This window comes from Wielerella bovis (genome assembly GCF_022354465.1).
In the GTDB taxonomy this organism is placed as follows: domain Bacteria; phylum Pseudomonadota; class Gammaproteobacteria; order Burkholderiales; family Neisseriaceae; genus Wielerella; species Wielerella bovis.
The window spans coordinates 725,799-748,228 of sequence record NZ_CP092361.1 but is presented as its reverse complement, the minus strand read 5'-3'; the positions used below and the strand labels follow the sequence as shown (position 1 = coordinate 748,228).

22 protein-coding genes are annotated in these 22,430 nt (G+C 41.7%); 11 read left to right on the top strand and 11 right to left on the bottom strand.

The genetic code is table 11. From position 1 onward, the window contains the following. Positions 1-113 precede the first annotated feature (113 nt). Complete coding sequence (locus MIS45_RS03815; RefSeq protein WP_249449295.1) at positions 114-1,694, top strand: L-lactate permease; 1,581 nt, start codon at positions 114-116, stop codon at positions 1,692-1,694. 79 nt (positions 1,695-1,773) lie between these two features. Here MIS45_RS03815 and MIS45_RS03810 read toward each other — a convergent pair whose 3' ends face one another. Together MIS45_RS03810 and MIS45_RS03805 are read right to left on the bottom strand one after the other, a co-directional pair. After that, positions 1,774-2,097, bottom strand: coding sequence for a rhodanese-like domain-containing protein (locus MIS45_RS03810; protein WP_249444689.1), 324 nt, complete (start codon positions 2,095-2,097; stop codon positions 1,774-1,776). Positions 2,098-2,166: 69 nt separating this feature from the next. Beyond that, positions 2,167-2,829 carry a protein-L-isoaspartate O-methyltransferase family protein gene (locus MIS45_RS03805; protein ID WP_249451062.1) on the bottom strand — a complete coding sequence of 221 codons (663 nt, stop codon included), beginning with the start codon at positions 2,827-2,829 and terminating at the stop codon, positions 2,167-2,169. Positions 2,830-3,064: 235 nt separating this feature from the next. Between MIS45_RS03805 and MIS45_RS03800 the strand changes: the two genes are divergently transcribed. The 5 genes from MIS45_RS03800 (at position 3,065) to glyA (ending at position 8,004) form a co-directional block, all read left to right on the top strand. Continuing rightward, a complete protein-coding gene (locus tag MIS45_RS03800; RefSeq protein ID WP_249451061.1) occupies positions 3,065-3,853 on the top strand; it encodes a hypothetical protein in 789 nt (262 codons plus the stop codon). A 66-nt stretch (positions 3,854-3,919) separates the two neighbouring features. Further along, positions 3,920-4,393 carry an acetyl-CoA carboxylase biotin carboxyl carrier protein gene (gene accB / locus MIS45_RS03795; protein WP_249451060.1) on the top strand — a complete coding sequence of 158 codons (474 nt, stop codon included), beginning with the start codon at positions 3,920-3,922 and terminating at the stop codon, positions 4,391-4,393. 17 nt (positions 4,394-4,410) lie between these two features. Next, entirely contained in the window at positions 4,411-5,100 is a 690-nt protein-coding gene (locus tag MIS45_RS03790) for a hypothetical protein (protein WP_249451059.1), read from the top strand. 65 nt (positions 5,101-5,165) lie between these two features. Further along, on the top strand, positions 5,166-6,527 hold the full coding sequence (accC, locus tag MIS45_RS03785; RefSeq protein ID WP_249451058.1) for an acetyl-CoA carboxylase biotin carboxylase subunit: 1,362 nt from the start codon (positions 5,166-5,168) through the stop codon (positions 6,525-6,527). A 226-nt stretch (positions 6,528-6,753) separates the two neighbouring features. Continuing rightward, a complete protein-coding gene (gene glyA, locus MIS45_RS03780) occupies positions 6,754-8,004 on the top strand; it encodes a serine hydroxymethyltransferase (RefSeq protein ID WP_249451057.1) in 1,251 nt (416 codons plus the stop codon). A 65-nt stretch (positions 8,005-8,069) separates the two neighbouring features. Here the strand turns inward: glyA and MIS45_RS03775 are convergent, their stop codons facing one another. The 3 genes from MIS45_RS03775 to MIS45_RS03765 are packed head-to-tail and all read right to left on the bottom strand — an operon-like array spanning position 8,070 to position 9,144. Continuing rightward, entirely contained in the window at positions 8,070-8,264 is a 195-nt protein-coding gene (locus MIS45_RS03775) for a YgaP family membrane protein (RefSeq protein WP_249451056.1), read from the bottom strand. Between the two features lie 32 nt (positions 8,265-8,296). Then, positions 8,297-8,812, bottom strand: coding sequence for a rhodanese family protein (locus tag MIS45_RS03770; protein WP_249451055.1), 516 nt, complete (start codon positions 8,810-8,812; stop codon positions 8,297-8,299). Positions 8,813-8,826: 14 nt separating this feature from the next. Continuing rightward, the gene (locus MIS45_RS03765; RefSeq protein WP_249451054.1) at positions 8,827-9,144 is read right to left on the bottom strand and encodes an ArsR/SmtB family transcription factor; all 318 of its coding nucleotides are present in this window, start codon (positions 9,142-9,144) and stop codon (positions 8,827-8,829) included. 409 nt (positions 9,145-9,553) lie between these two features. Between MIS45_RS03765 and MIS45_RS03760 the strand changes: the two genes are divergently transcribed. After that, on the top strand, positions 9,554-10,885 hold the full coding sequence (locus tag MIS45_RS03760) for a sodium-dependent transporter (protein WP_249451053.1): 1,332 nt from the start codon (positions 9,554-9,556) through the stop codon (positions 10,883-10,885). 212 nt (positions 10,886-11,097) lie between these two features. Here the strand turns inward: MIS45_RS03760 and MIS45_RS03755 are convergent, their stop codons facing one another. Continuing rightward, positions 11,098-11,544, bottom strand: coding sequence for a protein YgfX (locus tag MIS45_RS03755; protein WP_249451052.1), 447 nt, complete (start codon positions 11,542-11,544; stop codon positions 11,098-11,100). Next, positions 11,545-11,919 (bottom strand): hypothetical protein, encoded by a 375-nt coding sequence (locus tag MIS45_RS03750; RefSeq protein WP_249443307.1) that lies wholly within the window; start codon positions 11,917-11,919, stop codon positions 11,545-11,547. Between the two features lie 106 nt (positions 11,920-12,025). On the opposite strand from MIS45_RS03750, the gene uvrB reads away from it, so the two are divergent. After that, positions 12,026-14,083 (top strand): excinuclease ABC subunit UvrB, encoded by a 2,058-nt coding sequence (gene uvrB, locus MIS45_RS03745; protein ID WP_249451051.1) that lies wholly within the window; start codon positions 12,026-12,028, stop codon positions 14,081-14,083. Between the two features lie 25 nt (positions 14,084-14,108). Continuing rightward, positions 14,109-14,963 carry a hypothetical protein gene (locus tag MIS45_RS03740; protein WP_249451050.1) on the top strand — a complete coding sequence of 285 codons (855 nt, stop codon included), beginning with the start codon at positions 14,109-14,111 and terminating at the stop codon, positions 14,961-14,963. A 215-nt stretch (positions 14,964-15,178) separates the two neighbouring features. Here the strand turns inward: MIS45_RS03740 and MIS45_RS03735 are convergent, their stop codons facing one another. After that, complete coding sequence (locus MIS45_RS03735) at positions 15,179-16,198, bottom strand: IS110 family RNA-guided transposase (RefSeq protein ID WP_249451049.1); 1,020 nt, start codon at positions 16,196-16,198, stop codon at positions 15,179-15,181. Positions 16,199-16,845: 647 nt separating this feature from the next. Here MIS45_RS03735 and MIS45_RS03730 point away from each other — a divergent pair. Together MIS45_RS03730 and MIS45_RS03725 are read left to right on the top strand one after the other, a co-directional pair. Then, positions 16,846-17,205: a hypothetical protein gene (locus MIS45_RS03730; RefSeq protein ID WP_249451048.1), complete on the top strand. Its 360-nt coding sequence runs from the start codon at positions 16,846-16,848 to the stop codon at positions 17,203-17,205. A gap of 312 nt (positions 17,206-17,517) precedes the next feature. Beyond that, complete coding sequence (locus MIS45_RS03725; protein ID WP_249451046.1) at positions 17,518-18,801, top strand: hypothetical protein; 1,284 nt, start codon at positions 17,518-17,520, stop codon at positions 18,799-18,801. Positions 18,802-19,123: 322 nt separating this feature from the next. Here MIS45_RS03725 and MIS45_RS03720 read toward each other — a convergent pair whose 3' ends face one another. The 3 genes from MIS45_RS03720 to MIS45_RS03710 all read right to left on the bottom strand — a co-directional run bounded on the left by MIS45_RS03720 (position 19,124) and on the right by MIS45_RS03710 (position 22,164). Then, positions 19,124-19,930, bottom strand: a complete 807-nt coding sequence (locus MIS45_RS03720; protein WP_249443301.1) for a basic amino acid ABC transporter substrate-binding protein — start codon at positions 19,928-19,930, stop codon at positions 19,124-19,126. Positions 19,931-20,211: 281 nt separating this feature from the next. After that, complete coding sequence (locus MIS45_RS03715; RefSeq protein ID WP_249451045.1) at positions 20,212-20,559, bottom strand: NF038104 family lipoprotein; 348 nt, start codon at positions 20,557-20,559, stop codon at positions 20,212-20,214. Between the two features lie 108 nt (positions 20,560-20,667). Then, positions 20,668-22,164 carry a Ppx/GppA phosphatase family protein gene (locus MIS45_RS03710; RefSeq protein ID WP_249451044.1) on the bottom strand — a complete coding sequence of 499 codons (1,497 nt, stop codon included), beginning with the start codon at positions 22,162-22,164 and terminating at the stop codon, positions 20,668-20,670. Positions 22,165-22,430: the final 266 nt, after the last annotated feature.

Sequence of the window (22,430 nt, the reverse complement as noted above, 5' to 3'; positions counted from 1 at the left end):
TGAAAATACAACTTTTAACAAGATAGGAGAATACGCTATCACAACATATCACACATCTAATCATATTAAACAAGAAGTTATTTTAAAATAATTATTTATTGAGGATTGAAATTATGGCACTCTTTCTTAGCGTATTTCCCATTGTGCTGTTGATTTGGCTGATGGTGAAAAAAAATGGCATGCCATCTTTTATCGCATTGCCACTCACAGCGGTTTTAATTTACATTTTGCAACTGGCATATTTCGGCAATTCTTTCATGCTGTTAAACGCCAATATTGTTTCAGGTTTGATTTCTACCCTAACACCCATTACCGTTATTTTTGGTGCGATTTTGTTTAACCGCATGATGGAAGTAACAGGTTGTATGGATGTTATCCGCAAATGGTTGGGTAACATCAATCCTAACCCAATCGCACAATTAATGATTATTGGTTGGGCATTTGCATTCATGATTGAGGGTGCGAGTGGTTTTGGTACACCAGCAGCGATTGCAGCCCCTATTTTGGTAGGCTTGGGCTTTAATCCATTGAAAGTAGCAATTTTTGCATTGGTTATGAACTCCGTGCCAGTATCATTCGGTGCAGTGGGTACACCTACATGGTTCGGCTTTGGCTCATTGAACTTGTCCACTGAAGACATTGCTGCGATTGGTTTGAATACAGCGATTATTCACTTTGTGGCAGGTCTCATTATTCCTGTTATGGCATTAAACTTGATTACCACTCGTGAAGAAATTCGCAAAAACATTGTATTTGTCATTTTAAGCGTACTATCTTGTACTGTTCCTTATTGCTTATTGGCAACTGTAAACTACGAATTCCCTGCTTTAGTAGGTGGTGCAGTCGGCTTAGGTCTTTCCGTTTTATTAGCAAACAAAGGTATCGGTTTAAGCAAAGACCATGAAAAAGACCACCAAGCAGAACATTTGCCAACCAAAACTATTTTAAAAGCCTTGTCACCTTTGGGCATGTTAATGGCTATTTTGGTGGTAACACGCATTCATCAATTAGGTATTAAAGGCTTATTGAATGACAACACACCATTATTCAAATTGCCTTTGGGTATTTTTGATTTTGAATTAAGTCGCGCATTGATTTTAAACTTCAAAAATATTTTTGGTGAAGGGGTAAGCGATGTATATCGTACACTATATGTACCTGCCCTAATCCCATTTGTAGTAACCGTATTATTATCAGTATGGCTATTCAAAACCAAACCTAGCGACACCAAAGCCATGTTTGGTGCAACCCTGAAACAAGTGAAAAAACCATTTTTAGCGTTATTAGGCGCATTGATTATGGTAAAACTGATGTTGGTGGGCGGCGATGGTTCTATGGTTAAAATCATCGGTAAAGAATTTGCCAATATGGCAGGTGCTTACTGGATGTATTTTGCTCCATATTTGGGTGCGATTGGTGCATTCTTCTCTGGTTCCAACACCGTATCTAACTTAACATTCGGTGGCATTCAGCAACAAATTGCACTGGATACTGGCTTATCCGTAACCTTAGTCTTGGCAATGCAATCAGTAGGTGGTGCAATGGGTAATATGGTTTGCTTGAACAACATCATTGCCGTATGTACCGTAACCGACGTGAAAAACCAAGAAGGTTACATCATCAAAAAAACATTCTTGCCAATGTTTGTATACGGTATCATTGCAGCAGTTGTAGCAGGTTTACTCTTGTCCTAATTCAGGCAGCCTGAAAAAATCTCTTGCTCAATATTGAGCAAGAGATTTTTTATGACACATCTTTCAATACCATATTTCCCTAATATCTCGCCATTTCAGGCGCAACCTCTACCGCCCACGCATCAATACCCCCACTCAAATTATACAAATTCTCGAATCCCACATGCTCCAAAAAACGTGCCACATTCAGGCTGCGTATACCATGATGACAATACACCACAATCGGCACATCATCAGGCAACTCATTTTGACGCAAAGGAATCAAATTCATCGGAATATGCGTACTACCGACTAACTGACAAATCGCCACTTCATTATCTTCACGTACATCCAACAAAACCGTCTCAGGATAACGCTGCAAAAAATCCGATAACTCACTCGGTGTAATAGATTGAATACTCATCAAAACTTTCCCAATTAAACAAAAGGCAGCCTGAAACCGTTTTCAGGCTGCCTAATCATATAAAATCAATTAAAACGTAAACTTACCCGTTGCTTTTAACCAATTTGCTGAATCCGCTTGCAACGGCGCAATCAACGTATCAAACAAAGTTTTTTGCAAAAACTCCGACCCTGTTCGCGTGATTTGAATACAATGTTGCACAGGCTCACTACCCACAACCACCACCATGCGCCCACCATCAACCAACTGATTTTTCAAAATTTCAGGAACTTCGGGCAAACTTCCACCAATATAAATCGCATCAAATGTCGCATCAGCCACACCCTGCAAACCATCTATCGCTTCATAACGAACATTCATTATCTGCAAACCGTCCAGTACCGATTTTGCAGCTGCCAACTGCGTACTGTCCACATCGCAAGTCAATACTTCACCTGCCAACTTTGCCAACAATGCCGTCGCATAGCCCGACCCTGTACCAACTTCCAGTACACGGTCATTTTTTTGCAAGGTCAAACCTTGCACCATACGTGCCACCACTTTGGGCTCCAACATCTTGCCACCATTTGGCAATGGCAACGCCAAATCAGCATACGCATAACCCAACTGCGCTTGACTCACAAACAATTCACGCGGAATCTCATCTAACGCATCTAAAATATCAAAATCCAACACGTCCCACGGACGAATTTGCTGTTCCACCATATTATAGCGAGCTTTTTGGAAATCCATTTTTTTTCCTAATTTTATAGAACAATACACTAAATGCCATTATAACGTTTTTTATCTTTTCAGGCAGCCTGAAATAAAAATATGGAATAAAAACACTAATTAAACCATTCCAACAAAATACAAACCATTTATATTACCCCCTTTTTTGCATGATTTTTACAGATTTTGCTAGACTTTTGCTGCTAAATTCGCCAAAATTCATTTTTTTATCATTTTTCATTATCAGGAAATCATCATGTCAGACAGTTTGGCGTACATTGTTCCCCAAGTGGTTTATTTGGAAAATGCACAAGAAAAAATTGACCAAATTCACGCACAATTTTTGGCGCGTGGTTGGATTGAAGATGAATTGGCTGTACCATTATTTGAAAAAAACGCTGTGGCTTATGCTTTGACTGAAAAAGGCATTGAATATTTCACTGCTGAAGCAGGTTGTTCAGAATCCAAAAGTCAAGATTCTTTCATTGAATTTCATGTTTTGGCAAATAGTTGGATTGAAAATAAATTTGAATCATTCTTTAAAGAAAACGCGGTTGCTTTGACTGAAGAAGGCATTGAAAATTTCGCTGATGAAGCAGATTGTTCAGAACCCCAAAGTCAATACTCTACCATTGAATTTCATGTATTTGACGAACCCAAAGCATATGGTTTTGCCGAAGGTTCTGAATTTGATGAAACCGATTGCCCACATTGCCAAGCACATTATTATTGTGATTATGATGGTTTTGATGAAGAAGACGAAGAGGGCGAATCCAGTACGGAACAAGCCAAAGAACCAAACAGATTACAATTCATTGATTTATTAGACACATTGGATACAAATACAGGAAAATTCACTTGTTTACAATGCGGGCAAAGTGAATTGATTTCTCGTTTCACATACCAATATGGCAATGTGTTTGCATGTTCTAATGTGGCTGTGGCGTTTGCAGGTATTGGTACAGATATGATTCCACCAGCCGTTAAGCAAGAAATTCAAGAGATTTTGGGCGTGGAATGTTCGCTCGTTGATGAACGTATTTAATTTTATGATAACGGTATTTTGTCAAAAATATCATCATTTTACCCTTAAAGTAAGGAATAATTTAAAATGGATTTACGCAAATTACAAAAACTGATTGAATTAGTAGAAGGTTCAGGTATTGCCGAACTGGAAATTACCGAAGGCGAAGAAAAAGTTCGCATCACACGTTCAGTCGCCGCACCTGCGCAACCTGTTTATACCCCCCCTCCTGTCATTCAAGCAGCGCATATTCCCACACCTCAAACCGCGCCTGTGGCTGCACCTGTTCAAGCAACGGCATCATCTACACCTGCTACCCGCGATTTATCCAATGCGCAAAAATCGCCTATGGTTGGTACATTCTACCGTTCACCCAATCCTACCGCACCTGCTTTTGTAGAAGTAGGCAAAACGGTAAAAGCAGGCGACACACTGTGCATCATTGAAGCCATGAAGTTGATGAACGAAATTGAAGCCGAAAAATCAGGTGTGATTAAAGAAATTTTGGTGGAAAACGGCACACCTGTGGAATTTGGCGAGCCTTTGTTTATCATTGAATAATTTTTCAGGCTGCCTGAATGAAGTTTTTTGCTTTCAGGCAGCCTGAAAACATCAAATTTGAAAACGCATTATGGGGCAAAAATATGACTGTGAATTCGTTAGAAACATTGGCACGTTTCAAGCATGAAGTGCTTGGCGCAGAAAACATGCCGCGTGATTTGGAAGTATTGGCATGGGCAACGATAACCGATGCTGGCACACCGTTTGACGAACTGGCATTGTTTGCGATTTTGCCTGATGAAAAAGACGAATTGTTGAACGAGTTGGTTTTCGGTCATGATTATTTGAGCGAAGACGAGTTGGCAAACCCTGATATTCAAGCCAATATTGCTGCGATTGAACAGGTTGCACGCATGATTACCTTTGTTGCCAAAGATGATGACAGCAACATTTATGGTTATTGGCGTGGCAAATCGGGTCGTGCGATTGAAGATTCGCCTATTGTTCAATACGATACAGAAGGTCAGTTTAACATTATGCCGGGGGCATCTTTAACCGAGGCATTTTGCGCGTCCTATTGTTTTGAAGACGATGAACTGTTTGAAGCAATGAAAGAACAGTTTGCCGATTTGGACGTTTATTTTGTTTGCGACAGTTGGCAAGACGTGTATGACAGCGAAACCGAATTGGCAGACGACCCTTCAGAATTGCACAGCGAAATATACAATGCCGAACGCGTTAAAAAAGGTTTGCCACCCATTGAATAACCGCTTTCAGGCAGCCTGAAATATAGATTAAGCAGTAAAAAATATTTTCCCAAAAGGAAATCAATATGTTGAAAAAAGTTTTAATTGCCAATCGTGGCGAAATTGCTTTGCGCGTGTTACGCGCTTGCCGTGAAATGGGCATTGCAACTGTGGCGGTGCATTCCGAAGCCGACCGCGACAGCCTGCACGTTAAATTGGCGGACGAATCCGTGTGCATTGGACCTGCGCCCAGCCCGCAAAGTTATCTGCACATTCCCGCCATTATTGCCGCCGCCGAAGTTACGGGCGCGGACGGCATTCACCCTGGCTATGGCTTTTTGGCGGAAAACGCGAATTTCGCCGAACAGGTTGAAAATTCAGGCTTTATTTTCATCGGTCCAAAAGCGGACACGATTCGTTTGATGGGCGACAAGGTTTCCGCCAAACACGCGATGATTGCGGCTGGCGTGCCTTGCGTCCCTGGTTCGGACGGTGCCTTGCCCGATAATCCCGATGAAATCTTGAAAATTGCCGATAAAGTCGGTTTCCCTGTGATTATCAAGGCTTCGGGTGGCGGCGGCGGTCGCGGTATGCGTGTCGTTGAAAAGAAAGAAGATTTGCTCAAAGCGGTGGAAATGACCAAAGCGGAAGCGCAGGCTGCCTTTGGCAATCCGATGGTTTACATGGAACGCTTTTTGCAACGTCCGCGCCACATTGAAATTCAGGTGTTGGCGGACGAACACGGCAACGCGATTTATTTGGGCGAACGCGATTGCTCCATGCAACGCCGCCACCAAAAAATCATTGAAGAAGCCCCCGCGCCATTCATTACGCCCGAAGAGCGTGAGAAAATCGGCACGGCTTGTACGGAAGCGTGTAAGCGCATTGGTTATCGCGGTGCAGGTACATTTGAATTTTTGTATGAAAATGGCGAGTTTTTCTTTATTGAAATGAACACGCGCGTGCAAGTGGAACACCCCGTTACCGAGCTGATTACGGGCGTGGACATTGTGCAAGAGCAGTTGCGCGTGGCGGCGGGATTGCCTTTGCAATACACGCAGGACGATATTGTCTTGGAAGGTCATGCTTTTGAATGCCGCATTAATGCGGAAGACCCGTACAATTTCATTCCCAGCCCAGGGTTGATTGAATCTTGCCATTTACCAGGGGGATTGGGTGTGCGCGTGGACAGCCACATTTATCAAGGCTACAAAATTCCGCCGAATTACGATAGCTTGATTGGCAAAGTCTGCACTTTAGGCAAAGACCGCACCCAAGCTGCCGCGAAAATGCGCGTGGCGTTGGCAGAATTGGCGATTACAGGTATTAAAACCAATACACCTCTTCACCGTGATTTATTCAAAGACGCTGGTTTTTTAGAAGGCGGCATGAGCATTCATTATTTGGAGCATTGGCTCCAAGAACGCAAAGAAAAACTAGTAAAATAATCCCTTATAAAAAAGCAGCCTGAAAATATATCTTGGCATATCGTCCATAAAATATTTTCAGGCTGCCTTTTTTATTTATTAAATAATAAAAATTTCCATTTTTTTAAAATAAAATACCATACTGATAAAAACTCCTAACACAGTTCGCCTATTCTATTTTCAGGCTGCCTGAAAGATAGGATTTGCGTTACAATCACAAAATCTCTTCTTCCACAAGGATAATTCCATGTTCTCAAAAAGCCTTACCATTGAAAAATACGACCCAGAGTTAGCCGCCGCAATGGCTGCCGAAGTGCAACGCCAGCAAGACCACATTGAATTGATTGCGTCTGAAAACTATGTGAGCTGCGCCGTTATGGAAGCACAAGGTAGCCAATTGACCAATAAATATGCCGAAGGTTATCCTTCAAAACGTTATTATGGTGGTTGTGAACACGTTGATGTGGCAGAACAATTGGCAATTGACCGTGTGAAAAAATTGTTTGGTGCGGAATATGCCAACGTGCAACCGCATTCAGGCAGCCAAGCCAACCAAGCGGTTTACGCTTCTATATTAAAACCCGGTGATACGATTTTGGGCATGAGCTTGGCGCATGGCGGACACTTGACGCATGGCGCGAGCGTGAATATTTCAGGTAAATTGTACAACGCCATTACCTACGGCTTGGACGAAAACGAAGTGTTGGATTATGCCGAAGTGGAGCGTTTGGCTTTGGAACACAAGCCGAAAATGATTGTGGCAGGTGCGTCTGCCTACGCTTTGGAAATTGATTGGGCGCGTTTCCGTGAAATCGCCGACAAAGTGGGCGCGTACTTGTTTGTGGACATGGCGCACTATGCAGGTTTAGTGGCAGGCGGCGAATACCCGAACCCTGTGCCGTTTGCCGATTTCGTTACCACAACCACGCACAAAACCTTGCGTGGCCCACGCGGTGGCGTGATTTTGTGCCGCGACACCACGCACGAGAAAATTTTGAATTCCACCATTTTCCCATCTTTGCAAGGTGGTCCACTCATGCACGTGATTGCGGCGAAAGCGGTGGCATTCAAAGAAGCTCTGGAACCTGAATTCAAACAATATGCGAAACAAGTGAAAATCAACGCGGCTGCGATGGCAGAAGAATTGGTGAAACGCGGTTTGCGCATTGTGTCTGGTCGCACAGAAAGCCATGTTTTCTTGGTGGATTTGCGCCCGAAAAACATTACGGGTAAAGCCGCCGAAGAAGCGTTGGGCAAAGCACACATCACGATTAACAAAAACGCGATTCCCAATGACCCAGAAAAACCGTTTGTAACCAGCGGCATTCGTGTGGGTGCGTCTGCGATTACCACACGCGGTTTCAGCGAAGCCGATGCGCGTGAATTGGCGAATTTGGTGGCTGATGTGTTGGAAAATCCAAACGATGAAGCGACTTTGAACCGCGTGGCAACCGCCGCGAAAGCATTGTGTGATAAAAATCCTGTTTATGGCGCGTAATTGTTGATTTAAAGTTTCAGGCAGCCTGAAAAGGGAAAAATCCTTTTTCAGGCTGCCTGAAATGTTTATTTTGAACAAGTTTTACAGGTATTCAATCCAAACAAGCGGTAAATGGGACAGAATTTCATCAGCCCTGTTACCAAGGGAATGATGCCCCCCCACCCCCACCAACCGATTGTCCCCATCAAAGATAAGGCAATCAAAACCAGACCCAAAACAATACGCAATACGCGGTCAATTTGACCCAAATTGGCTTTCATGATTTCAAACTCCTTACGTTACAAAAAAAGATTTAGGCTTGATTCCACGGCATTTTCGCCAGCAATTTTGCCATGCCGCAAAATCCCGTTAATCCAGCAAAAAGCAACCCCATTCCCACCAAAATGCACAAAGCAAAAAACCACGGCGAAACCACCACGCCCAATAATCCCCCCAATAAAATCAGACTGCCTGCAACAATTTGAACTTGGCGCATGATGTCCAAATGACAATGCGCAATACCTTCGGTCGGCAAACCATTTTTCTGCCAAGCGTTCAAACCACCATCCAAAATGTAAGCTTCGCAACCTTGCGCGTATTGTGCCAAAAGAGCTGTGTTGGCTTGGGTGCGTACACCGCTCAAACAATGGAAAATCAAAACAGAATGTTCAGGCTGCTTGTCGGCGGTAGGCAAATCGTCCAAAGGTATGGACAATGCGTTGGGAATATGTCGTTGTTGATGTTCATTTTTTGTGCGAATGTCAATCAAAATTGCGCCATTTTGACATTTTTCTGCAGCCTGTTTGGGCGTGTGCAAGGGCAAAGACATGATGATTTCTCCGTTTAGGGGCAAAAAATTTCTTTTAAGGTGTGTATCAATTTAAGGGTTTTGTCATCGCAAATTTGGTAATACATTTTTTGTGCGTCTTGGCGAGATGACAAAATGCCCTCTGTACGCATTTTGGATAAATGTTGCGATAATGCCGATTGGCTCAATGGCAAATCCAAATGTTCGTGCAAATGCATTACACACATTTCGCCGCGTTCAGCCAGCAGGCACAAAATTTGTAAACGTGTGGCATTGCCGATGGTTTTCAGAAAATCGGCGGCAATTTGAGCGTGTTCTTGTAAAGTAGTGGGATTTTTTGTGGCGTTATTCATTAGCAACTCCTAATATAAGACTTTTATAAAATAAAGTCAAGTTTATATGAAAACATCAAGCATGGGGCAATTTTCAGGCAGTTTTCAGTACACAACAAGCATCTTTCGGGCTGCTTCAAACACATTTTCAGCATCATGGAATAAAAAAATGCTTATGGCTTGACAGTCTGATTTGAAAATATAAAATCAAAAAAATCAAAATAAAATTGAAGTTTTATTTTTCTGATTGTCGTTTTTTTGCATGAATTGTCTAATTTGTACCAAAATAAATGTGGTTATTATCATATACTATTTGCCATGCTTGGTATAAAATTGTGCGCATCATTTTAGGCTGCCTGAAACAGAAAAAGAAAAGTCTATTTTAGACAGCCTGAACACTTTTTTATCATTATTTTTTAGAGTCTCTATCATGTCAGTTAATTGGACGTCAAAATTGGGGTTTGTGCTGTCAGCGGCTGGTTCAGCCATTGGCTTAGGCGCGATTTGGAAATTTCCCTACACCGCAGGCACCAATGGCGGTGCAGTCTTTTTCCTGATTTTTCTGATATTTACCATTATTGTTGGCGTACCCGTATTGCTTGCGGAATTTTTCATTGGTCGCAAAACCAACAAAAATCCAATTGATGCCCTTACCCAAATCGCACCTAATCCTGCATGGGCGTGGATTGGTCGCTTGGGCATGGCATCGTGTTTTTTCCTATTATCGTTTTATAGTGTTGTTGGTGGCTGGGTTTTTACCTATGTTTGGCATGCATTAAGTGGCACAATCACGCCAACTACTGATTTTGCTGCTTTATTTGGTGATACCATTGCTAACCCTATGTTGGCATTGGGTTTTCAGGCTGCCTTTATGTTGGTTACTGTTTGGGTGGTACAAAATGGCATCTCTTCGGGCATTGAACGCGCCAATAAATATTTGATGCCCGTATTATTTATCATGTTTTTACTACTTGCGGCACGTTCATTAACGCTCCCTAATGCCATGGAAGGCGTTAAATTTTTGCTGAAACCCGATTTCAGCGTCATTACGCCTAATACATGGCTCATGGCGCTGGGACAAGCATTTTTTGCATTGAGCTTGGGTGTATCCACCATGATGACATATGCGTCCTATTTGGATAACAAACAAGATTTGTTCCGTTCCGCCAATAGCATTATGTGGTTGAATATGCTGGTTTCTTTACTAGCTGGCTTGGTCATTTTCCCTGCTGTATTCGCATTTGATTTTAAACCTGATTCTGGGCCTGGTTTAATTTTCATCGTATTGCCAGCCGTGTTCCAAAAAATGCCATTTGGTACATTGTTGTTTGCCATTTTCATGATTTTGGTCGCACTTGCCACACTCACTTCGGCATTTTCCATGTTGGAAACCGCGATTGCCTATTTCGTGCAACATCGTCCACAGGCACGTCGTCGCATTTCATGGCTAGCAGGTATGGCGATTTTTATTGTTGGCATTCCGTCCGCGCTATCGTTTGGTTTAATGGGCGATTTCAAAATTATCGGCAAAACAGTATTTGATTTGTGGGATTATTTGATTACATCGTGGATTATGCCGTTGAGTTCATTGGCTGTTTGCGTACTGGTAGCATGGGTATTGCAACGTGATGCAGTTATTGCTCATATGCGCGAAGGCAGCAATTTACCCCCTATCGTAGCAGTTGTTTGGCGCAATATGTTGCGCTATGCTGCACCGATTGCAATTTTGCTGGTATTTGCTAATACATTAGGTTGGATTTAATTGCACAGAAAAAAGGTCAAATAGATGTTTATTTGACCTTTTTTATGGATTATTTGGTTTTCAGGCTGCCTATTTATAGTCGTTTCAAATTAACACGCACAAGGCGACAACGCCCGCCGTGTACATCTAGTACATAAGGGCGTTGGCAACGCTGTACTATTTGTATTTGAAACGACTATAGTTTTCAGGCAGCCTGAAAAACTTTTTACCGCTTACCATTTCTGTTCCCCACGCTGCACCGCACGTTGTTTCCGTTGCGTTTTAGTCGGCTGACCCCATCGCGCCCACACCAATACGCGCCGATAATCTTCCTTGTTCATCATATCAGGCAAAACCGCCTGCCAAATCATATGGCGATTGGTGCGCCATTTCAACACACACAACCATCGTGTCAAAAAGCTGCCTGAAAGCAAATCCGCTTCCCACGCCACATGATTCACAAAAATCGTGGCAAAACCCTGTTCGTCCACTACCAAACGATGCACAAACAACGGCGATTCACGCCATGCCCATGCCGTAGCCAACAAAATAGCCAGCAACAATGTCCATTTTATCCCAGCCGAAAAATGAAACAAAACCAGACAAGCTATCGCCACACCAAACACCACCACGACAAATCGCCGCAAATTTGACGGCACAAATTCCACCGAAAATTTCAATTATTTCGCTTCCGTTGGCACAGTAGTCGGCACCACATTGGACACTTCCAATTCCTCGTCCACCAAATCCAACACCATATCATGCACTTCCAACTCAAAGAATTGCCAAAAGTTTTCCAAACTCAAATCTTTTGGATATTGACTGGCATCGCCCACCCAACTTGCCAATTCCGCCACAAAAATTTCTTCATAACGCTCATCAAAATAAGCCACCGCTTGTTCAGGCTCATCAAATGCAGGCAGCAAAAATACGCTGCAATTAGAACGCAACTGTGCCAGCGTTAAATCAGGCATATCATCATCGGTACTGTTCAGCCAATCCAAAAAAACTTGGGTCGGTTTCAAAACCACCGCACTTCTGTCCACAAAAAACATAGTTAATCCTTTGAAATAAAATCCGCATTGTACCCGAATTTTCAGGCTGCCTTGATTGATTTTGTTATAATTTCAACTATATTCCAATTATTCAGGCAGCCTGAAAATGCAAATTATCCAATACCCCAATTCCCCCTTCAAACTCCACCAACCCTTCCCCCCCGCAGGCGACCAACCCACCGCCATCGCCCAATTATTAGACGGCTTATCAGACGGCTTGGCGTACCAAACCCTGCTCGGTGTAACAGGTTCGGGCAAAACCTACACGATGGCAAACGTCATCGCGCAAAGCGGTCGCCCAGCCATTATCATGGCGCACAACAAAACCCTTGCCGCGCAACTCTATGCCGAAATGCGCGAATTTTTCCCCGAAAACGCGGTGGAATATTTCGTTTCCTACTACGACTATTACCAACCCGAAGCCTATGTTCCGTCAAGAGATTTGTTCATAGAAAAAGACAGCGCGATTAACGAACACATTGAACAAATGCGCCTGTCCGCCACCAAAAACCTGATGACGCGCAACGATGTCATCATCATCGCCACCGTGTCCGCCATTTACGGCATCGGCGACCCGACCGAATACCAACAAATGATTTTATCCGTCAAAGAAGGCGACACCATCAGCCAACGCGACATCATTTCCACATTGGTTTCCATGCAATACGAACGCGCCCATGCCGATTTTCAACGCGCCAGTTTCCGCGTGCGTGGCGACGTGATAGACGTTTACCCAGCCGAAAGTTCCGAATTTGCCCTGCGAATTTCATTGTTTGACGATGAAATTGAACGCTTGGATTTGTTTGACCCACTTTCAGGCAGCCTGCAACAGCGCGTGGGGCGTTACACCGTGTTCCCGTCCAGCCACTACGTTACGCCACGCGAAACCGTGTTACGCGCCTGCGAAAACATCAAAGCCGAATTGCGCGAACGCATTGATTTCTTTACCAAAGAAAACCGTCCCGTAGAACAACAACGCATTGAACAGCGCACCCGTTTTGATTTAGAAATGCTCTACGAAATGGGTTTTTGCAAAGGCATTGAGAATTACAGCCGCCATTTTTCAGGCAAAAAAGAAGGTGAACCGCCCCCCACGCTCATGGATTATTTGCCGAAAAACGCGATTTTGTTCATAGACGAAAGCCACGTTACCATTGGGCAAATTGGCGCGATGTACAAAGGCGACGCGAGCCGCAAACAAAATCTGGTGGATTACGGTTTCAGGCTGCCTTCCGCGCGGGACAATCGCCCATTAAAATTCCATGAATTTGAACAAGTTATGCCTCAAACCGTGTTCGTATCCGCCACCCCAGCGCAATACGAAGCCGACCACGCAGGGCAAATTGTGGAACAAGTCGTGCGCCCCACAGGTTTGATAGACCCTGAAATCATCGTGCGCCCAGTTGACACACAAGTTGATGATTTATTAAGTGAAATCAATATCCGCAAACAAAAAGGCGAGCGCGTACTCGTCACCACCCTGACCAAACGCATGGCGGAACAACTGACCGACTACTACACCGAATTGGGCGTGAAAGTGCGCTATTTGCACAGCGATATTGATACGGTGGAACGTGTTGAAATCATTAGAGATTTACGTTTAGGCTTATTTGACGTTTTGGTGGGGATTAACCTATTGCGCGAAGGTTTGGACATACCCGAAGTGTCGCTGGTCGCCATTTTGGACGCGGACAAAGAAGGCTTTTTGCGCTCACACCGCAGCCTGATTCAAACCATCGGACGCGCCGCGCGTAACGTGAACGGCGTGGCGATTTTGTACGCCGACAAAATGACCGACAGCATGAAATCCGCCATTGCCGAAACCGAACGCCGCCGCGCCAAGCAAATCCAATTCAATTTGGACAACGGCATTACGCCTAAACAAATCAATAAGAAAGTGAAAGATTTGATTGATGGCGTGTATGCGGAAAACGGTGGCAAGCCAGTTTCAGGCAGCCTGAAAACGAGCGGAGCGAGTTTCGCTAAAGCCAAAAAATCCAGCAAAAAAACCGAAATCCACAGCGAAGAAGACGCGATTGCTGAAATTGCCCGTTTGGAAAAACAAATGCAGCAAGCGGCACGGGATTTGCAGTTTGAAGAGGCGGCGGTGATTCGTGATAGGATTCGGGGGATTAAGGAGAATTTGCTTTTTGGGGTAAAATAAAATATTTTAATTAGGCATGGAGAGTATGCACAAAATGGATACAAAATTAATCAAAACTCATAATGAGTTAGTAAGTGAATATTATAAGAAATGTACATCTTATATATTTAATATGTTTTCAAATATTGTATATCCAATCTATGGAGCAGACAATCAAGGAAATCCTATACATATAGGAAGCTGTTTTATTGTGGAGTACAATTTTAATAAATTTCTGATTACAGCTTCACATGTGATAAATGAAAAAAACAAAGCAAAAACAAATTTATACATTGGAATAAAAGGAGAGAATGGTGGATTGATAGATATTATTGGTAATCTCATCTTACTTAATTCTAAAATTGACAAGTCAGATAAAATTGATATAGCAGTAATTAAATTAGCAAAAACAAGATATAATACCGATATATGGAATAGATTAACTTATCTACCATTTAGGTATTTAGAACATCAAAAAGATGATGTTACCAAAAAAATAGGAGTAGCTATAGGATATCCGAACTCAAAAAATAAAATTTCCCGTCATAATTTAAAGATGACAGGTTTATCTCATTCTTCCTTACTAATTCATGAAGAAGATATATTTATTTCTGTTGGAGCTAATTCTGAAAATCATATTCTTGTTGAGTATGATGAAACAGTAAAAGATGAAAAAGACATCATTTATAATGCTCCTAAACCTACGGGAATGAGTGGTGGAGCATTAGTTACTTTCAATCTAGCCGTTAATAATTATTTACAAGATACTCTACCAGACATCAAAGTATCTGGAGTTTTAATTGAATATCATAAAATTAAAAAAGTTTTGTTAGCTACTAAAATTAAATATGTTTTGAAAGCTATAGAAGAATTGGAAAAACAAGCCAGTGGTTTGGATTAAAAATCCAACACAACCCCTTTAAATCCCCAAATCAATGTTGGGTTTTCAACTCAACCTACAAGAATACCGTTCCAACCCCAAAATTGAAATGGTATTTTGTTTTTCAGGCTGCCTGAAAACCCAAAATCAAATCACAATACCAAATCAGTTCTGTAGCAAGCGTAGATACTGTCGCTCCCGTCAACTCCCCAAAACAAAAAGCATATAAATTGGTACTAAATCACAGCCACCCTAGCCTGATAAGCCGTTTGATGCTTCAACACACCAAAGCAAATATGCACCAACTTACGCATCGCCGCACCAATCGTTTGCATTTTTACTTTGCCACGCGACAACAAACGCTCATGCTGGGATTTAATATCAGGATTAAAACGACACGCATTCATCGCAGGGAAATACAACAAAGCACGCAGTTTACTGTTACCACGTTTACTGAGCATCACCTTACCTTGATATTTTCCCGACTCACGTTGACGCGGCACCAAACCTAAAAATGCCGCCATCTGTGAAGCCTTTTCAAACTGTTTACTATGGTAAAGTACCGCCATCCGCATTGACGTTTCTCTACCCACACAAGGGATGCTTTGCAATAGGCTAACATCTCGCTTTAAATCAGGATGTTTATCAATGTGCTCGTCCACATCTTTTTCCAACTCGGCAATGCTTTGACTTAAAGCTTGGCGGATTTGAAGAATCGATAACATTACTTCATCAGGTACCCCACTGATTTGTGCCGTATGTAAGCGATTTTCTTCGCGTTGTAAATCAATTTTCAACGCATCCAAACGATTGAGTTTGGCTTTCAATTCGCATACAGATTTGGGTTCGGGTTGCCATACTTGTGGGTGGCATTCATAACCAAAGCGAGCAATGATTTGACTGTCTCCTTTATCGGTTTTGTGTACTGCGCCCAATGATTTGGCATAATTGTGTACATAAGCAGGATTGACAATGCTGACGGCAATACCTTGGTCATGTAGGAAATAGGCGAGCAATTCGTGGTAAACACCTGTGGCTTCCATCACGACATGAATGGTGGATAAATCGGTGGTGATGTTTTTATGAATCCATTCGAGCAATTTTAGGCAGCCTGAAGGGTTGTTGGGTAATACTTTGCTGCGATAGGTGAATTTGTTGGTGTTTTTTAACCAAGAGACATCGAATTTGTGTGATGCGGCATCAATGCCGATAATATGTTGTTTGATTGTATTGCTTGTATTTTCTGTGGTTTCCATCGGTGTCTTTCCTTGTTCATGCAGTGTCTGCGAGCGTATTGTCGCGCACTTGGATACTGTTCAGATTGTGAGATGGGTAGTTGAGTAGGTTTATCTACGTTTCAGTATCTGTGCACTCAGGGTGGGCTCAATTTCCTACTCAACTGGGTGATGTGGATAATACGTTTTTATCCACATAAGGGAAAGATACAAGGGTGGGCAACTTGTTGCCCACGCGGTTTAACGCAATTCTCCAATTTTTCAGGCTGCATAAAATTCCATTGTAACCATTGAATTATTTAAACAAAAAAATAATGTTAATATGACCATTTCATTCTTATAGGCAGCCTGAAATCATGTCCCATTATCGGCGTTCGCAACAAAAAGGCGGTACATTTTTCTTTACCCTTGTATTAGCCAATCGCCAAAGCAATTTATTGGTTCAACATATTGATTATTTTAAACAAGCTCCGTAGGTCGGGCATTTATGCCCGACTATATTATCACGATGCGTTGTGTCGGGCATAAATGCCCGACCTACAAATTGTCGTATACTAAAAACAAGCGTAGCATGGGCAACTTGTTACCCACATATTCTCCTATGATAAAATCAATGTTTCAGTTTCAGGCAGCCTGAAAACCATTTCAATCATAAAAAGGAACACCAAATGAGTGAACATTGGAAAACCAAATCCGACCACGCCCATGCGCATCAACTACTGGAAAAAGCATGGTTAGCGGAGTTTGATGCAGAGAAAACACGCATTATCCAGAAAGCTGCCGCTATGAAAAACGGTGGCGATATTTGGGATTTAGCCCAAGAAATGCGCGAATTTTGCCGTGATAGCGACCATTGGTACACGCTTTCGTTTTCCAATATGGATATGAAAATCATGCGGTTATATAACTGGGGCTTTTTGCATGATGATGATTTGGCTGGTTTTACCGAGAAAACACGCACATGGTTGTTGCGCTTGAAACACACAGAAGAAGATGAAGATTTGCGGTTGAAAAAGCAACATGTATAAAAATTAAACATAAGCAAATCAAATGCTTGTATCTAACCATTTCCAAACCTACGGAAATTTATTTCACTCACAAAATTGTCGGATTTAATACAAATACTAATCCCACAGAAATCTTTGAACTAATAACAATTCGTTTGCAGTTGAATTTTGCACTAAATTTGCCTAATACCACTACGCTGTTATTAGCCTCTAGCCAAATATCTAGAAACATTAGATAATTAACTTATTAATCAATATGGCACACAAACAATCTTCTCATCATGATAATGACGCAACCCCTTGTGTGCCATCATACTATTCTATCCAATAATCATGACTACAGAACAAGTTACTGCTATCAATAAACAATTACTCACTCTTTCTGACCGTTACAATGCACACAACCGTCGTGGTGAACTCAAACAAGCACAAGAAGTAGCCTATGAAGTACTTGCCCTTGTCCCTAATCATAAACTGGCTTCTATTCAAGTTACCATGCTAGAAGGACGCATGGGACATAATGAAAATGCTTTCAAAATGGCGCAAGATTTGCTTAAAACAGCCGATTTAGAAAAGGACAGCGATGATTTTATCTTTCAATTATTTGATACATTAGCAGAAACATGTAGCAAAACCCATCGCTATGAAGCTGCTCGTTGGTATGCAAGCCAAGCTATTCATATTAGGCTTAAACGTTATGCTAAAACAGGTACGCCCGCTCATCCCATTACTACTCCTGCTTTTCCATTGAGTGAAAACAAAACTGAAAACATTATCAGTTATTCTCTTTATGGCGATAAACCGCGCTATTGTGAAGTTGCTGTGATGAATGCAACTCTTGCAAAAAATATTTATCCAGAATGGACTTGCCGATTTTATGTTGATGACAGTGTCCCACCGCAAATCATTAAACGTTTAACACAGCGTGGTGCGCAAATCATCAATATGCAAAACAGTAATTTACCTGGATTATTTTGGCGGTTCATGGTGGCGGACGATGCCAATGTGAAACGTTTTATCGTGCGTGATGCAGACTCATTGATTTCATATAAAGAACGTGCTGCAGTAAATGAATGGATTGCTTCAGGAAAACACTTTCATGTGATACGTGATACTTATGTACATTGTGAATTGATTTTAGCTGGCATGTGGGGCGGATGTGGCGGTGCATTGGGCAGTATGCATGCATGGATTAATAGCTTTCCTGAAACATTTACCAGCGATTCACGCAATATTGACCAACAATTTTTGCGTCGCCATTTGTGGCAAACTGTTGCACAAAGCGTGTTTATCCATGACTTCAATCATGCAACACCTGACAGCCATCCATTTCCGCTCAATTACCCAATCAGTGATATTGAATTGATACCCAATTTTCATATTGGTATGATTGATGCCCATCGTACTACTCGCATTACTATTGATGATGAAAATGCAGCGCGTATAGAATGGTTTTTACTAGACCAGCACAATGAAATTGTTTGTCAATACGAAGCAGATGTGGCGGAAAATGGCGAAATTGCTCTAATTCTGCCAAGCAGTTATACACAAAAAATTGCTAACAAAGAATGGCATATTACAGCTAGAACGCTTGGCAAAAAAGAGAAACAACAATAAATACAGTATGTTAATCATCATATATACATATTGTATTTGATACAAAAAAAATGATTATAGCTATTTGTAAATATAGTGGATTCAATTTAAATCAGGACAAGGCAACAGCGACCGCCGTGTACAACCTAGTACATAAGGGAGCTGGCAACGCTGTACTGGTTTAAATTGAATTTACTATACTATGTGTACACGGCGGTCGCTGTTGCCTTGCCCTGATTTAAATTGAATCCACTATAAAAAATACCGTTTGAATCAACATTCAAACGGTATTTTTACACCACACTTTTCATACACAAGCAATGGTGACAAAACAAGCTATTAATTATTGAGCAAAATATTTTTTCTCAATTTCAGCATAAGTACCATTTTCACGCACAGTTTTCAGGGATTGATTCAGCAAATTTAAAGTTTCCGTGTCACCTTTACGCACTGCAAAACCATAATTTTCTTCTTCAAAATCAGGGATAGATACCATAGTAAATCCCTTGCCCGCATTATTTTTAATATGATGTGCAATCACCGCACTGTCGCTAATTGCGGCATCTAAACCGCTGTTTTCTACTTCTTTAATCAACAAAGGTAATGAGTCAAATCGAGCAATTTGATTGCTGGTTGCACCAAAAATTTTCTGTGCAGCAAAATCACCAGTTTGACCTGCTACCACGCCTACTCGAGTTAATTTGGTTAAATCCTCTACTGTTTTCACATCTTTATTAGGTGAAACCATCACAACTTGTGTGATTTTATAGTATGAGTCAGTAAAATCCATAGTGTTTTTGCGTTCGTCAGTAATAGTAACCGCAGAAGCCACAATATCTACATCACGATTATTCAAAGAAGCGAAAATACCGTCCCAAGGAGTGTGTTTAAATTCCAATTTGAAACCACCAACTTTTGCCATTTCATTTAACAAATCAATGTCAAAGCCATAAATTTCTTGTTTTTCGTTCATGGACTCAAAGGGAGCAAAGCTGGCATCTGTACCTACTTTCAATACTTTGACACTACCCGAAGCCGAATCGGATGTTGCACTAGCCGTTTGATTGCTACCCGATGAACCACCTGAACCACCACATGCGGCCAATATCAAAGATACGCAGCCCAACACAACAAAGTGATTTAATTTCATACTTTCTTCCTTTCAAATTAAAAATTAACTAAAAAACACATTTAATTTTCTTATTTTAACAGACTATACCACAAATAACGCTTGACTGAAACTCTTTTTTCCTTACAAAAATTACGATTATTATGGTCATGTAAAATAGAAATAAGACAAGGCGACAGCGACCACCGTGTACACAACATAGTATAGTGAATTCACTATATTTTTATTTTAAACAACTATAAAAGGCAGCCTGAAAACGATTATTTCATTTTCAGGCTGCCTTTTATAGTTGATGTCTACTTTTAATCTTCATCCCAATAATATAGCTGTTGTATTTCATACTGCGGCTGCGTTACCGTATAATCCATTTCATGATAAATAGGTTGAGATTGTGGCAAAGTTTGCACAACTGGTTGATGCGTTGTTGCTGCTTGCACCTCTGATTTTCTGCGACTTTGCTTACGTTTATCATCATCGTCATCACCATCAGGAATCATCGCACCAATAACTGCTCCCGTCCCTTTAACCGCTAATTTACCTGCCGTTAAAACCGTTGTTGCCGCTAAATCTGCTGCTGCACCAATAGCACAACCTTGTAACATTATGCACAATAACGCTACTGTAGGCAGCCTGAAAATATTTTTATTCATGTATTTCCCCATAATGAAACAAGAATTATAACGCGATTTATTGTTTAAATTACAAATAATCATATATTTATCATAAAAAAACAATAAAGGCAGCCTGAAAACATACAATCAGATTTTTTCTACCCAAAACACGCGTCCAATTTTTCCCCATTGTTCTCGTTCATCTTTTAATGCCGCTGAAATCAATGGGTGTTCATCATCCAACCAATCTTTGGCAATCCGCAATGAATATTTCTGTTCATCAGCAAAATATTGCAACAGCGTATAAGGCGGCAAATCCATAGGTAAACGCGCACGGTAAAACAAAACGGCTAAACGCAACGCCAATACTGCATGCCAGCGCATCACATCATTGCCCAACACATCTGCCATTTTCTTGATTTCTCCACGCTGCCCCAAAGCCAACAACGACAACAATTCTTGTTCTTGCCGAGAAAATCCCGGCATATCCGCATTTGCCAAAATATACGCTGTGTGTTTGTGATACGCCGTATGCGCGATGCTGACACCAATTTCGTGCAACATAGCTGCCCAACGCACATAATCTGACCAGTATGTTAATTCTTGCACGGTGGCATTTTGTGCCAAATCATGCAAGAATTGTAGTGCCAATTTGCTTACGCGTTCTGCTTGATTTTTACCAACATGATAACGTTTTTGGAATTGTTCCGCCGTTTGTTCACGCAAATCTTCATGCGCATTGCGCCCAATCATTTCAAAGAATACACCATCGCGCAAAGCAGCTTCGTTAAACGCCATGCCCGAAATATCCAATTCTTCAAATGCCGCTATCATTACTGCCAAGCCACCAACGAACACATCAACACGGTCAGGTTTTAACCCTTCAAATTTGGCTTTTTTAACATTACCTGCCGCAATAATTTTATCTGCCAACACTCGCATAGCTGCCAGTGTGATTCGTCCACCCATATCTTGCGCACCAATAACCGCTGCAATGGATTTGGCTGTTCCCGATGTGCCCAATGCTACGTCCCAGCCTTGATGTTTATATTCTTTACTGATACGCTGAATTTCACTTCGTGCGGCATTAATGGCAGCCTGAAAACTTTTTTGTGTGATTTTTTCACTAAAAAAACGCGCCGAGTAAGTGATACAACCTAGTGGCAAACTTTCAGTGTGCGTGGGAATCGGCGTACTGCCCAAAATAAATTCGGTTGAACCGCCACCAATATCCACCACCAGCAATTTTTGTCCATTGTTGGCATAAGTGTGCATCACGCCTGTGTAAATTAAACGTGCTTCTTCACGCCCAGCAACCACTTCTATCGGAAAACCCAAAGCAGCTTCAGCACGCGGCAGAAATTCGCCAATATTTTTGGCAACACGAAAAGTATTGGTTGCCACCGCGCGCACATCTTTCGTCTCAAAACCACGCAAACGCTCGCCAAATTGCGCCAAACATTCCAAAGCACGTTGCTGACTGGCTTCATCCAAATATTTGTTTTCATCCAAACCACTCGCCAGACGCACCATGTATTTGATATTTTCAATCACTTGGGGTTGTCCGTTGTGATTATGGCAAATTTGCAAACGAAAGCTGTTTGAACCTAAATCCACCGTTGCGAGCATAGGGAACGTATTCATATTTTATCCTTTGTTTGGCTGGTTTTCAGGCTGCCTGAAATAAAATACTCAATCTTCAAAAAACGAGTTGGTAGAATACTTATATCCAACATTTTTTGTTCTACGGAAATATAGTCATTTCAAATTAACACAGACAAGGCAACAGCCGCATACACCAAATACATTAAGGAAGCTGACAATACCATAGTATTTATTTTAAACGACTATATTAAATATCATAAAAAACATTAATTTATAAAAACGTAGGCAGCCTGAAAACCTATTTC